13 protein-coding genes are annotated in these 13,294 nt (G+C 44.8%); 11 read left to right on the plus strand and 2 right to left on the minus strand.

Annotated elements, in window-relative coordinates; genetic code table 11:
- Positions 1-49: 49 nt before the first annotated feature.
- Together rpoE and pyrG are read left to right on the plus strand one after the other, a co-directional pair.
- On the plus strand, positions 50-625 hold the full coding sequence (gene rpoE / locus QYB97_RS09755) for a DNA-directed RNA polymerase subunit delta (protein WP_301165810.1): 576 nt from the start codon (positions 50-52) through the stop codon (positions 623-625).
- 267 nt (positions 626-892) lie between these two features.
- The gene (pyrG, locus tag QYB97_RS09760) at positions 893-2,494 is read left to right on the plus strand and encodes a CTP synthase (protein WP_301165811.1); all 1,602 of its coding nucleotides are present in this window, start codon (positions 893-895) and stop codon (positions 2,492-2,494) included.
- A gap of 335 nt (positions 2,495-2,829) precedes the next feature.
- Here pyrG and QYB97_RS09765 read toward each other — a convergent pair whose 3' ends face one another.
- Positions 2,830-3,360, minus strand: a complete 531-nt coding sequence (locus QYB97_RS09765) for a DUF2529 family protein (protein ID WP_301165812.1) — start codon at positions 3,358-3,360, stop codon at positions 2,830-2,832.
- A 150-nt stretch (positions 3,361-3,510) separates the two neighbouring features.
- Between QYB97_RS09765 and QYB97_RS09770 the strand changes: the two genes are divergently transcribed.
- From QYB97_RS09770 to QYB97_RS09810, 9 genes are all read left to right on the plus strand, one after another.
- Positions 3,511-3,879 (plus strand): response regulator, encoded by a 369-nt coding sequence (locus tag QYB97_RS09770; RefSeq protein WP_425589789.1) that lies wholly within the window; start codon positions 3,511-3,513, stop codon positions 3,877-3,879.
- Between the two features lie 209 nt (positions 3,880-4,088).
- Positions 4,089-4,952 (plus strand): class II fructose-1,6-bisphosphate aldolase, encoded by an 864-nt coding sequence (gene fba, locus QYB97_RS09775; RefSeq protein WP_301165814.1) that lies wholly within the window; start codon positions 4,089-4,091, stop codon positions 4,950-4,952.
- Between the two features lie 204 nt (positions 4,953-5,156).
- On the plus strand, positions 5,157-5,807 hold the full coding sequence (gene fsa, locus QYB97_RS09780) for a fructose-6-phosphate aldolase (RefSeq protein ID WP_301165815.1): 651 nt from the start codon (positions 5,157-5,159) through the stop codon (positions 5,805-5,807).
- A gap of 156 nt (positions 5,808-5,963) precedes the next feature.
- Entirely contained in the window at positions 5,964-7,256 is a 1,293-nt protein-coding gene (gene murA / locus QYB97_RS09785) for a UDP-N-acetylglucosamine 1-carboxyvinyltransferase (protein ID WP_301165816.1), read from the plus strand.
- Positions 7,257-7,480: 224 nt separating this feature from the next.
- Positions 7,481-8,449 carry a class II fructose-bisphosphatase gene (gene glpX, locus QYB97_RS09790; RefSeq protein WP_301165817.1) on the plus strand — a complete coding sequence of 323 codons (969 nt, stop codon included), beginning with the start codon at positions 7,481-7,483 and terminating at the stop codon, positions 8,447-8,449.
- 306 nt (positions 8,450-8,755) lie between these two features.
- Positions 8,756-10,045 (plus strand): transcription termination factor Rho, encoded by a 1,290-nt coding sequence (gene rho, locus QYB97_RS09795; RefSeq protein WP_301165818.1) that lies wholly within the window; start codon positions 8,756-8,758, stop codon positions 10,043-10,045.
- A 112-nt stretch (positions 10,046-10,157) separates the two neighbouring features.
- Positions 10,158-10,403, plus strand: coding sequence for a type B 50S ribosomal protein L31 (locus tag QYB97_RS09800; RefSeq protein ID WP_301165819.1), 246 nt, complete (start codon positions 10,158-10,160; stop codon positions 10,401-10,403).
- Positions 10,404-10,558: 155 nt separating this feature from the next.
- The gene (locus QYB97_RS09805) at positions 10,559-11,176 is read left to right on the plus strand and encodes a thymidine kinase (protein WP_301165820.1); all 618 of its coding nucleotides are present in this window, start codon (positions 10,559-10,561) and stop codon (positions 11,174-11,176) included.
- 113 nt (positions 11,177-11,289) lie between these two features.
- Positions 11,290-11,745: a hypothetical protein gene (locus tag QYB97_RS09810; protein ID WP_301165821.1), complete on the plus strand. Its 456-nt coding sequence runs from the start codon at positions 11,290-11,292 to the stop codon at positions 11,743-11,745.
- Positions 11,746-11,811: 66 nt separating this feature from the next.
- Here QYB97_RS09810 and QYB97_RS09815 read toward each other — a convergent pair whose 3' ends face one another.
- On the minus strand, positions 11,812-13,146 hold the full coding sequence (locus QYB97_RS09815; RefSeq protein WP_301165822.1) for an FAD-dependent oxidoreductase: 1,335 nt from the start codon (positions 13,144-13,146) through the stop codon (positions 11,812-11,814).
- Between the last annotated feature and the right edge of the window lie 148 nt (positions 13,147-13,294).

Below are 13,294 nucleotides of genomic sequence, written 5' to 3' on the forward strand. Positions count from 1 at the left end.
ATGCATGCATAACATAAATAGATTTATTGATTTGAAAGGACGTGCCAACTTGAGTTTAATCAAAACGCATTCAAAAGAAGAAATCATGGAGATGGCCATGGTTGAAATTGCTTTTGAAATTTTAAAAGAGGAAAAAGACACCATTTCTTTTTATGACCTCGTAAAGCGCATTAAAGATTTAAAGGGTATTTCTGAGGCTGCAGTGCAGCGTCGCCTTGCTCATTTTTATACGGATATGAACATCGATGGGCGATTTGTTTCACTTGGAGATAACAAGTGGGGTCTTAAAGCATGGTATCCGATTGAGAGCAGTGAGGAGGAGCTTGGGAACACGAACAAGCCGACCAAACGCAAAAAAGTAGTTGCTGAAGATGAGGACTTCGAAGATTACGATGAAGATTTCGAAGAAGAAGACTTTGATGCACTCGATGCGGATGACGAGTTTGCTAAAGCAAGCACCGACGATGATGAAGATGACGACGACGATGAAGATGAAGATTTAGATGAAGACTTCGACATCGCAGACAGCGATGAAGAGCTGGATGATGATATAGAGGACGAGGAAGACAAAGCTGCTGAAGAGGAATTATACGAAGTAGAAGAGGAAGACGAAGAAGATCGCTAAACATCCGGACCGGCAGTGCAAGACGCACGCCGGTTTTCTTTATTAGTTCTTGACAAGTTTCGCGAAAGCCGATAGAATCATTTTTGGGCTAAACGTATATATAATTCGATTATTGCAGATAAAAACAAAAGTGCCCCCATTCATGGGGAGGAGTCACTTTTGTTTTTTTTTATTTTATGGCTTCTTTTTCTTATTCTTTTATTCTGCTTGAAACAGAGGCGGAGGGGAATACTTACTAGTGTTGATTATCCAGAGGGGGAATAATGAATGGCAAAGTATATATTTGTAACGGGCGGAGTGGTTTCGTCTCTTGGAAAGGGTATTACAGCGGCGTCGTTGGGCCGCTTGCTAAAAAATAGAGGGGTCAAGGTTACAACCCAAAAGTTTGATCCGTATATTAACGTCGATCCGGGAACAATGAGTCCGTATCAGCATGGAGAAGTGTTTGTAACGGATGATGGCGCGGAAACGGATCTTGACCTTGGACATTATGAACGTTTTATTGATATTAATTTGAATAAATTCAGTTCCGTTACGACCGGTAAAATTTACTCTACCGTATTGCGCAAGGAACGAAGAGGAGAGTATTTGGGCGGTACGGTTCAAGTTATCCCTCACGTCACCAATGAGATTAAAGAGCGCGTTTTCCGTGCTGGACGGGAAACTAACGCGGATGTAGTTATTACTGAAATCGGCGGAACCGTCGGTGACATCGAAAGCTTGCCGTTCTTGGAAGCAATCCGCCAGATCAAAAGCGATGTAGGTTCTGAGAATGTCATGTACATCCACTGTACGCTCATTCCTTATATTAAAGCGGCGGGCGAGCTGAAAACCAAGCCAACACAACATAGTGTAAAAGAGCTTCGCAGTCTGGGCATTCAGCCGAACATCATTGTGGTCCGTACGGAAATGCCGGTGTCCGATGATATGAAAGAGAAAATCGGGCTGTTCTGCGACATCAATCCAAAAGCGGTCATTGAAGCTCGTGATGCAGACACCTTGTACCGTGTACCAATGGATCTTCAAGAGCAGAAAATGGACCAGATTGTATGCGACCATTTGAAGCTGGATTGCAAGGAAGCGGATATGGGCGAATGGAGTGCACTGGTTGACCGCGTGCTGAATCTTTCCGGAAAAGCAAAGATTGCGCTGGTTGGTAAATATGTAGCCCTTCAGGATGCCTATATTTCGGTGGTTGAGTCATTAAGGCATGCAGGATACCATCATGACGCCGATATTGATATCGAATGGATTAATTCCGAAGACGTGACAAAAGAGAACGTCAACGACATCTTAAAAGATATGGACGGAATCCTTGTTCCTGGCGGATTCGGTGACCGTGGTGTAGAAGGAAAAATTCTTGCCATTCAATATGCCCGTGAAAACAAGGTTCCTTATCTTGGAATTTGTCTTGGGATGCAGCTTGCTTCCGTAGAGTTTGCCCGCAATGTGCTGGGAATGGACAATGCGCATTCTACAGAATTGCTGCCAACTACTGATTTCCCAATCATTGACCTGCTTCCTGAACAAAAAGATATCGAGGACCTTGGAGGAACACTCCGTCTCGGACTTTATCCATGTAAGCTGAGTGAAGGAACAAAAGCTTATGATGCTTATCAGGACGAAGTGGTTTATGAACGTCACCGCCATCGTTATGAGTTTAACAATGAATATCGCGAACAAATGGAAAAGCAAGGCTTTGTCTTCTCCGGAACAAGCCCTGACGGACGTTTGGTGGAAATTGTGGAGCTCAAGGATCACCCTTGGTTTGTAGCATCCCAATTTCATCCTGAATTTATTTCACGTCCAACCCGCCCGCAGCCTTTATTCCGTGAGTTTATCGGAGCGGCGCTTCAACTTAAGAAATAAGACAGCAAACAAAACCCCCGGCTACTCAGAGCCGGGGGTTTTTAGCTGTTTTTGTGGAGAAGTGATTTTTAGATCAGCTCACTGGCCCTTTGGAGGCTGCGGTTTTTTTTGAGAGGGGGAACCACAGTGAATAAAGGGCCAGGTGTTGCTGTTGTTGTGCGAACCTGATGGGGTGCATCCTGCTGCAGGCACGGTTAAAGGGGTTTTTGTATGAGGTTCTGTTTTCTAAGATGGTGAGGTGAACAAAGGGGGCTGGTGAAGATTAGGACCTTAGTCCCGCCTCTATTCAAAATTTCGCCAATATGCGACAATATCCTTCAAGAATTAAATTTTTTTCACTCATATTCTTCCAATATTTCTTTGGCCGTTAAACAGATCACATGGTAAGTGAAAAGACCGGCCATGGCAGAGGGAATGCCGTAACGTTCTCCATTTTCAAATGGGACGAGACCGCCCCGCAGATTTAAGCGAATACAGGCATCCCATGTCTCTTCTTGTGACGCCTCCTCTTCTTTGCGGCTGGAAAGAAGGATGACGGGAGTATCGGTTTGATCTTTGACTTTCCGGATTAGATCAAGCAGTTCGTTATTCTCATTACGAAAGCCAGTTGCCGCAATTACAATATCTGTACTCGTTAACGCCGGAATATCAGAATCAGAAAGCTCACTGGCGGCAGGAAAAGCCTCAGGTCCTTCTAAGCCTTCTGCAGCTATTGCTTTCATCTCACCGCTTGCCACAAAATAAACAGTGCCCCCCGATATGACGGCCTGGGCAAGTAAACGCGCTGTGTCTTCAATGGCAAACTCATTTTCTTCCTGTATTTTTGTGAAGATGCCATTCAGCTGGGTCGAAAATATTTTTTGCATAAAGTCTCCTTTTCGCCGGTTTTTGTATGAATGTAGTATATCTTATTCATTTTTTTATTTCACTTAAAGCAGCAGGAAATTGGCAAACCTTGGCGAATTAGGTTTAGAATAAGAACATGTTGAACGAAAAATATGGCAGAGGTGAGCAGGTTGGGTAAAATACTAATTGTTGATGACCAGTACGGAATTCGAATTCTTCTCAATGAAATTTTTCAAAAGGAAGGATATCAGACATTTCAGGCAGCAAACGGCGTGCAAGCTTTGTCTATTGTTCAAAAAGAAAGTCCTGACCTCGTGATTTTGGATATGAAAATCCCTGGGATGGACGGGTTAGAAATTCTTCGCAGAGTTAAAAAGCTGGATGCTTCCATACAAGTCATCATCATGACAGCTTACGGGGAGCTGGACATGATCCATGAAGCAATCAAGCTCGGGGCAATTACTCACTTTGCAAAGCCTTTTGATATTGATGAGATCCGGGCAGCTGTAAGGAAAGAATTACCAATTAATGCCGGGTAATGAAAAATTCTTTTAAGCATTGCCCTGTGGGCGATGGTAGCGCTTGCACAGGAAAAGCCTGATTTATTGCGGTTTTCAAGCGCTATTGGTATGCTATAATAGATTTGAAAATATACTATATATGTTAAACATATGGCATTTTCGGAAAAAGAGCGAAGATGGTTCTTTTTTCGTTTTTTTGTGCCAATAGCAAAGGGAGGACATGAAAGATGCCTTTAGTTTCTATGAAAGAAATGCTCGAAAAAGGAAAAGCCGAGGGATATGCTGTCGGTCAATTCAACATCAACAACCTTGAATTTACCCAGGCGATCCTGAAAGCTGCCCAAGAGGAAAACTCTCCGGTAATTCTTGGGGTGTCAGAAGGTGCTGCTCGTTACATGGGTGGTTTTAAGCTTGTTGTCAGCATGGTTAAAGCACTCATGGAAGAATATAAAATTACCGTTCCGGTTGCTATCCATCTTGACCATGGTTCCAGCTACCAGAAATGTGCAGAAGCGATCCACGCTGGATTTACTTCTGTTATGATTGACGGTTCTCACTTCCCATTGGAAGAGAACATTGAATTAACTAAAAAAGTGGTAGAGCTCGCTCACTTCCATGGCGTTTCTGTTGAAGCAGAACTTGGCCGCATTGGCGGACAGGAAGATGACCTTGTGGTGGATGATGCTGAAGCTGCTTATGCCATTCCTTCTGAATGTGACCAGCTTGTTCGTGAAACTGGCGTGGACTGCTTTGCTCCAGCGCTTGGAAGCGTACATGGACCTTACAAAGGGGAACCAAACCTTGGTTTTGACCGCATGAAAGAAGTTAACGAACTAACTGGTGTGCCTCTTGTGCTTCACGGCGGGACAGGCATTCCAACCCACGATATCCAAAAAGCGATTTCTTTGGGAACAGCAAAAATCAATGTAAACACTGAAAACCAAATTGCGTCTTTCAATGCAGTAAAAGAATTTGTTGCTGCTAACCCAGACAAATACGATCCTCGTAAATACCTTACTGCAGCCCGTGATGCGATCCAGGAAACAGTTCAAGGTAAAATGCGCGAGTTCGGTTCTTCAAACAAGGCGTAAGTAATACACAGAAGCAAAGAAGGTACATTCCTTTTTTTGCTGCCTGCTATGAAACCGCCTATACATGATAGGCGGTTTCATTTACAATAAAATGTGTTAAAAGCATTAAATACGGGTATGAAAGTTGTTGTGTGGAAAAGACTAAAAAGGATTTTTTAGACTAATGTCTGTCCAACACTTAAATTCTTTAGGAGTGAATAATTCATGAAATTCTTTATTGATACAGCAAATATTGATGAAATTCGGGAAGCTCATGACCTTGGTATTTTATCCGGGGTTACAACCAACCCTACATTAGTAGCAAAAGAGGGCGTGGATTTCCACACCCGAATCAAGGAAATCGCGGAGCTTGTACCAGGCTCTGTAAGTGCGGAAGTTGTATCCTTGAATGCTGAGGAAATGGTTGCAGAAGGTAAAGAACTTGCTGCGATCGCACCAAACGTTACCGTTAAAGTGCCAATGACGACTGAGGGTCTAAAAGCAGTAAAAGCTTTCAGCGACATGGACATCAAAACAAACGTTACATTGATTTTCAATGCAAACCAGGCATTGCTTGCGGCACGCGCTGGAGCAACTTATGTATCACCATTCCTTGGAAGACTTGATGATATTGGACAGGATGGATTAAAGCTGGTTACTGAGATCTCAGAAATCTTTGCGATCCATGAACTTCCTACCCAGATCATCGCCGCATCTGTTCGTCATCCAATCCATGTAACTCAAGCGGCTCTTGGCGGTGCGCATATCGCTACCATCCCGCTTAAAGTTATCAAGAGCTTGACTAACCACCCATTGACAGATCAGGGTATTGAGCGTTTCCTTAGCGATTGGGAAGCTGTTAAAAACCAGGGCTAGATCTGAATAAAACCTATACAAGCACCACCTTTTGTGGTGCTTGTTTTTGGTTTTTTTCCATTAAATGAGATTAAATTAGCATGATATTCCAGTTGTCCGAGAATACTACACCATAAGACAACCGTTAGATATGCTTGATGAAGAAGGGAGCATACCATGGAACAAAAGCTTATGATTGAAGGGGGCTATCCCCTTGAAGGAACCGTTCATATCAGCGGAGCGAAAAACAGTGCAGTTGCATTAATCCCAGCTACCATTCTTGCAGAATCCCAAGTCATCATAGACATGCTGCCTAACATATCCGATGTTCACTTACTTAGATCCTTGCTTGAAGAAATTGGCGGAGAAGCCGTACTCGATGAGAATAATACATTAACGGTTAATCCGGAAAAAATGATTGCCATGCCATTGCCCAATGGCAAGGTAAAGAAGCTGAGAGCTTCATATTATTTGATGGGCGCGATGCTTGGCCGTTTTAAAAAAGCAGTGATTGGCCTGCCTGGAGGATGCAACCTCGGACCGCGGCCGATTGACCAGCATATTAAAGGCTTCGAAGCATTGGGCGCAAAAGTAACCAATGAACAAGGAGCCATCTACCTACGTGCAGATGAACTCATCGGGGCGCGAATCTATTTGGATGTCGTGAGTGTTGGCGCAACGATTAATATCATGCTGGCAGCTGTAAGAGCCAAAGGTCAAACCATTATAGAGAATGCGGCGAAGGAACCTGAAATTATTGATGTAGCCACTTTGCTGACAAGCATGGGAGCCAGAATAAAAGGTGCGGGTACCGATGTCATCCGGATCGATGGTGTCGATCATTTGCATGGCTGCCGTCATTCTATTATTCCGGATCGCATTGAAGCGGGTACTTACATGATCCTGGCAGCAGCAGTCGGACAGCAGGTTGTCATCGACAATGTTATTCCTCTTCATTTAGAATCATTGATTGCCAAACTTCGCGAAATGGGCGTACAGATCGAAACGAAAGACGACCAGGTCCTCATTCACAGCAGCAGCGGTCCGCTAAAGAGTGTCGACATTAAAACGCTGGTCTATCCTGGTTTTCCTACAGATCTTCAACAGCCGTTCACCTCACTCCTTACCAAGGCGGAAGGAACAAGCCTTGTAACGGATACGATCTATTCTGCACGCTTTAAGCATATTGATGAATTGCGCAGAATGGGTGCGAATGTAAAAGTGGAAGGCCGTTCTGCCATTATTAATGGACAAGCCCGTCTGGAGGGAGCAAAGGTTAAAGCCAGCGACCTGAGAGCGGGAGCTGCCCTTGTGGTTGCAGGCCTCATGGCAGAAGGTATTACAGAGGTTTCAGGGCTTGAACATATTGACCGGGGTTATGAATCACTTGTTGATAAGCTGGTTGGACTCGGTGCGAAAATCTGGCGCGAAAATCTTGATATCGAGGAATTGGAAGAAGTCGAAAAATAATGGCGGGATTGGTCAAACTTCCGCCCTCCAATGCCTTTCGTCTCTTAACGTTCATCTCAGCATTTCTTTGTCCAGCTTCGATGAACAGAGACTCGGTCATTTCACTCTTTCACAAAATACGAAAAGCGTATTTGTGTTCAAGAGTTCCAATGCCTTTCGTCTCTTAACGTTCATCTCAGCATTTCTAATAACTGTAAGCGTTTAACAAGGGGGATAATTTAACAATGGAACGTAGTTTATCAATGGAACTAGTACGTGTAACAGAAGCTGCTGCACTGGCTTCCGCCCGATGGATGGGCCGTGGTGTCAAGGATGAAGCAGATGATGCAGCAACAACAGCCATGCGGGATGTTTTTGATACAGTCCCTATGAAGGGAACGGTTGTTATTGGAGAGGGAGAAATGGATGAAGCTCCAATGCTGTATATCGGCGAAAAACTCGGGACAGGCTATGGTCCGCGTGTGGATGTAGCCGTTGATCCGCTGGAAGGTACAAACATTGTGGCTTCCGGTACCTGGAATGCGCTGGCTGTTTTGGCTGTAGCAGATCATGGGAACCTGCTGCATGCACCGGATATGTACATGGATAAGATTGCAGTTGGTCCTGAAGCGGTTGGGATGATTGACATTAATGCCCCGACCATCGACAACCTGAGAGCGGTAGCGAGAGCCCGCAATAAGGATGTCGAAGATTTGGTAGCCATCGTGCTGAACCGTCCAAGACATGAAAAGGTCATTCAGGAAATCAGAGAAGCGGGAGCACGCATCAAGCTGATTTCAGACGGCGATGTTGCCGCTGCCATTAACACCGCGTTTGAAGGAACAGGTGTTGATATTTTATTCGGTTCCGGTGGAGCGCCTGAAGGAGTTATCGCAGCTGTGGCACTCAAATGCCTTGGCGGTGAACTGCAAGGTAAATTGCTTCCTCAGGATGAGGCTGAGCTGGAACGATGCCGCAACATGGGGATTACCGATATTGATAAGGTGCTCCGCATGGAAGACCTCGTAAAAGGCGATGATGCAATTTTTGCTGCTACGGGTGTAACGGACGGAGAGCTTTTAAAAGGCGTCCAGTTTAAAGGAACGGTAGGAACTACACATTCCGTTGTTATGCGTGCAAAATCGGGAACTGTCCGCTTTATTGATGGCAGACACAGCCTTAAAAAGAAACCAGACCTTGTAATAAAACCATAGACATTGCGAAAAACGTCGGCGCTTTTTTTACCTCTGCACTCTTAATCAAAAAAGGATGTGCAGGGGAGGGCGTCCGGCATTTTTGCTTTTTTGAGGTCTTCCCCTTTAGGGGACTTGATTAAAGTCCGTATTTGTGGTTAAAATATGAAGTATTGTATTTATTCATAGATTTGCAATATCCACTTTCGGTTATTACTTCAAAATGCATCCTTCCAACCCTTCATTTCTGTTGCCCTGTTCTTCAATTAACGATCAAAAAAACAGGAAATAAACGATTGAGAAAATAGAATAAAGTGTGGTGTCAAAATGGGTTTAATATTATCTGAATTAGAGACAAAAAAACTAAAAGAACTATATGAATTAGCACGACAATATAAAGTACAGTATTATGGAAAGTTAACAAAAAGGGAATTGATGTTTTCGATTCTAAAAGCTCAGGCTGAGCAGGACGGCTATTCATTCATGGAAGGGATCCTCGAAGTTATTCCTAACGAGGGATTTGGCTTTTTGCGACCGATTAACTATTCGCCGAGCTCTCAGGATATCTACATCTCTGCTTCCCAGATCCGACGTTTTGATTTAAGAAACGGGGATAAAGTTTCCGGGAAGGTACGCCCTCCAAAGGAAAATGAAAGATATTACGGCTTGCTTCAGGTTGAAGCGGTAAACGGCGAGGATCCGGATACAGCCAAGGAACGTGTGCATTTCCCTGCATTAACCGCCCTGTATCCTGAAAAGAAAATGGTGCTTGAAACCGAGCGCAACAATCTTTCCACCCGTATTATGGACATGATTGCCCCTGTTGGCTTTGGCCAGCGCGGATTGATTGTGGCTCCTCCGAAAGCAGGGAAAACCAGCCTGCTGAAAGAAGTGGCGCACAGTATCTCAACCAATCATCCTGATACAGAGCTTATCGTATTGCTTATTGATGAGCGTCCCGAAGAAGTAACCGACATTGAACGTTCTGTTAAGGGAGATGTGGTCAGCTCCACATTTGACGAGGTGCCAGAGAACCACATTAAAGTGGCGGAGCTCGTTCTTGAGCGTGCCATGCGCCTGGTTGAACACAAAAAAGACGTGGTCATCCTATTGGACAGCATTACACGTCTGGCCCGTGCATACAACCTTGTGATTCCGCCAAGCGGACGCACATTGTCCGGTGGTATTGACCCGGCTGCTTTCCACCGCCCAAAACGCTTTTTTGGAGCGGCACGCAACATTGAGGAAGGCGGCAGCCTGACCATTTTGGCGACGGCATTGATTGAGACAGGCTCCCGTATGGATGATGTGATTTACGAGGAATTCAAAGGGACAGGCAACATGGAACTGCATCTCGACAGGAAATTGGCCGAGCGCCGTATTTTCCCTGCCATCGATATCCGCCGTTCAGGAACACGAAAAGAAGAAATGCTCATTCAAAAGGATCACCTTGAATCCTTGTGGGCGATCCGCAAGACGATGGATGATTCCTATGACTTCGTGGATACCTTTATGAAGCGTTTACGTAAAACAGCCAATAATGAAGAATTTTTCAATATGTTTGAAGCTGAAAAAACAGGCACGAACAAGCGTGTGAAGTCCCTGTCGAATTCCTGAATAATATAGGGAAATTGCGGTTGCAAAACAACCTGCACCCTGTTATACTACTGCTATGTGCTTATTTTAACTCTGGATCCACAGGATTCAGGGCAGAAGGAGTTGAGAACAAATGAAGCCAAATTTACATCCTGACTATAGAAAAGTTGTATTTATGGATGCAAGCAGCGGTTACAAGTTCTTGTCCGGCTCTACAATGTCTTCTAACGAAACCATTGAATGGGAAGATGGAAATACTTATCCTGTAATTAAAGTGGATGTTAGTTCCGATACACACCCTTTCTATACTGGTCGTCAGAAGTTTACAGATGTTGGCGGACGTGTTGACCGTTTCAAAAAGAAATACAATCTTAAGTAATATGCTGCAAGTTGTAAGGGGCAAGAGAACTTCTTGCTCCTTTTTTTTGTAAATTTACGCGAATTATGCCTGGTTTTCAGGCGTTGCAGGTACGATACAACGTACATAATATAGGTAGACGGGTTTTTAAAATGAAAGAGGGAAGGAGAACGAACATGTATGTAATGAAGCATAATGGCTGGGTAGAAGTCATTTGCGGGAGCATGTTTTCGGGGAAATCCGAAGAACTGATTCGCAGGGTACGCCGGGCGAAATATGGAAAACTTGAAGTGCAGGTGTTCAAGCCGGTAATCGATAACCGATACAGTGAAGAGTCGGTCGTTTCTCATAACGGTACAGCGGTTATTGCCCAGCCTGTTGAAAAGTCTTTAGATATCCTGAAAAATGTTTCTCCTGACACGGAAGTAGTTGGCATTGATGAAGTTCAGTTCTTTGATGAAGATGTAATTTCTGTTGTCCAGGAACTGGCAGACCACGGCATGCGGGTAATCGTTGCGGGTCTTGATCAGGATTTCAGAGGCGAGCCATTTGGCCCCATGCCAGAACTTATGGCGCTTGCTGAAACGGTGACAAAGCTTCAGGCTATTTGTATGGTATGCGGATCTCCCGCAAGCCGCACCCAGCGGCTGATCAACGGAAAACCAGCTTCCTATGATGATCCGGTTATCCTTGTGGGCGCATCCGAATCGTACGAGCCGCGCTGCCGCCATTGTCATGAAGTGCCGGGAAAGCCCAATAGCCTGCTCACCAGCACGGCTGAGCAGTCCGAATAAAAATAAGGATGGTTTTCTTGAGGGTGAATGCACCTTCTGGAGAACCATCCTTTTTTTGTCTGTATGTTTTGCGGAATATCACAAACCCTAATAGCTAGAGGGAGGTGTTATCTGTGAAAAAGACAGGGATTTTTATTATATTATCCGTTTTGCTGAGTGCCTGTTCTCCCGTTTCCAAAGATCATTATGAGCCCACGGCCAATGAATCAAATAAAAACATAAAGGATAACATTTGGGGCCATGGCATCGTCAATTACCATGCCACTAAAAACAACCCACGTTTCAACTACAGCTCGGAAACGAATAAAAACCCGAATGACTATCAAAAAATGAACACGGCGCGGTTTGATATTTCGGATGACCAGGACAAAATCCGTGAAGCTGTGGTCAGTAAAACAGGCAGAAATCCGCAAATGGTGACCATCAACGGGAACTACGCCCACATTCACGTGAACGTTCCTGCAAGTATGTCAGCTCGGAAAAAAGCAAAGATGCGCCGCGACATTTTTACAGCGGTCGAACGGGCAGTGCCGCGCTATAAATTTTCGGTCAAGATCGACAGCCGTTAAGGTTTGCTATGGCAGTATTGTAAAGTAATACTAAAAATAAAAAACGGCACTGGTATTTGCCGTTTTTTATTTTTGGGCTCTCCTTGCCGCCTGCTGGATCGGATCCCAGACTCCGTTATAGGGCGGGGCATAACAAAGGTCCAAATCCTCGAGTTCATGCAGATCCATTCCATGATAAATCGCCGTGGCGAGCACATCGACCCTTTTATCCACCCCGTGTTTCCCGATAAATTGGCCGCCAAGAATGCGTTGGTTGTTGGCATCAAAAACAAGCTTTACATGCAGCGGTTCAACTCCGGGAAAATAGCCCGCAATATCTTTGGCGTGAGTGGTGACCGTATCGACTGGAAACCGGAGCTTTTCCGCTTCTTTTACAGAGATGCCGGTTTTGCCGAGCGACAGGTCCATGAACTTGATGATGGAAGATCCCACAATTCCTTTAAAGGTTTTCCGTTTGCCTGCCATATTCATTCCGGCGATCCGGCCTTGTTTGTTTGCCGTTGTGCCAAGCGGAATATGGTCATCGATTTCTTTGATCAAGTGGTAGTGGCTGGCACAGTCACCCGCTGCAAAGATATCTTTTACGTTAGTTTCCATATACCGGTTAACAAGGATTGCCCCGCTGTCGTGAAGCCGGATACCTGTGTTCCCAAGCATGGAAACATTCGGTTTAACGCCGGCGGCCACGATGACCATGTCGGTAGGATAATCGCGTTTGTCTGTTTTGACAAATTGTACACGGTCGTCTCCTTTCAGCCGCTGGACTTCTTCATTCAGGCAAACCTCGATGTTATGTTTTTTTGCTTCCTCCAAAATCAAATCAGCCATGTCGGGATCAAATATTGAGCCGAGCTGGTTTCCCCGTTGAATAATCCTTACTCTTTTTCCAAGAAACTTTAAATTCTCCGCCATTTCAAGACCGATATAACCGCCGCCGATGATGGTCACATCCCGTATAGAGGAATCCATGTCTTTAATGATTCCTTCCACATCGGGAATCGTCTTCACCACATGAATTCCCGGCAGATGCCTGCCTTCCCATGCAGGCAAAACGGGGCTGACTCCTGTTGCGATCAGAAGCTTATCGTAAGCGAAGGTAAACGCTTCTTTTGTTTTCGTATGTATGCCGTAAACCATCTTTTCGTTCGGATCAACGCCCGTCACTTCATGGAAGGTTCGCGCATCCATTCCATACTTTTCCCTGAAGGTGGTTACATCCCGGGCAACCAGGGATTCAGAAGACGGAATCAGCCCGCTGACAACATAGGGCAGACCGCATTGCCCGTAAGAATAAATGCCTCCCTTTTCAAATACCGTAATCTTTGCTTCGGGATCATTCCTTACAATTTGCATGGCCGCACTCATGCCGGCCGCATCTCCGCCAATGATACAATAGTTCATGGGCCATCCCCTTTCTGTTCTGCTATAGTATTCCCTATTGATTTCTTTTCATTTTATTCATAAAGGATTTTCTCTATGAATCAAAGGGTATCCTCTTTTATCAGCAGCATTCGTTTCCGTACCATCAAGAACGTGCTGTTTCTGTCGA

The organism is Fictibacillus fluitans (genome assembly GCF_030418125.1).
Classification (GTDB): Bacteria; Bacillota; Bacilli; order Bacillales; family Fictibacillaceae; genus Fictibacillus_C; species Fictibacillus_C fluitans.

Coding starts and splice junctions, on each gene's coding strand:
- fsa (WP_301165815.1), top strand. CDS start 5,157: ATGAAATTCTTTATTGATACAGCAAATATTGATGAAATTCGGGAAGCT.
- fba (WP_301165814.1), top strand. CDS start 4,089: ATGCCTTTAGTTTCTATGAAAGAAATGCTCGAAAAAGGAAAAGCCGAG.
- rho (WP_301165818.1), top strand. CDS start 8,756: ATGGGTTTAATATTATCTGAATTAGAGACAAAAAAACTAAAAGAACTA.
- murA (WP_301165816.1), top strand. CDS start 5,964: ATGGAACAAAAGCTTATGATTGAAGGGGGCTATCCCCTTGAAGGAACC.
- glpX (WP_301165817.1), top strand. CDS start 7,481: ATGGAACGTAGTTTATCAATGGAACTAGTACGTGTAACAGAAGCTGCT.
- QYB97_RS09800 (WP_301165819.1), top strand. CDS start 10,158: ATGAAGCCAAATTTACATCCTGACTATAGAAAAGTTGTATTTATGGAT.
- QYB97_RS09805 (WP_301165820.1), top strand. CDS start 10,559: ATGTATGTAATGAAGCATAATGGCTGGGTAGAAGTCATTTGCGGGAGC.
- pyrG (WP_301165811.1), top strand. CDS start 893: ATGGCAAAGTATATATTTGTAACGGGCGGAGTGGTTTCGTCTCTTGGA.
- QYB97_RS09815 (WP_301165822.1), bottom strand. CDS start 13,146: ATGAACTATTGTATCATTGGCGGAGATGCGGCCGGCATGAGTGCGGCC.
- QYB97_RS09765 (WP_301165812.1), bottom strand. CDS start 3,360: ATGCAAAAAATATTTTCGACCCAGCTGAATGGCATCTTCACAAAAATA.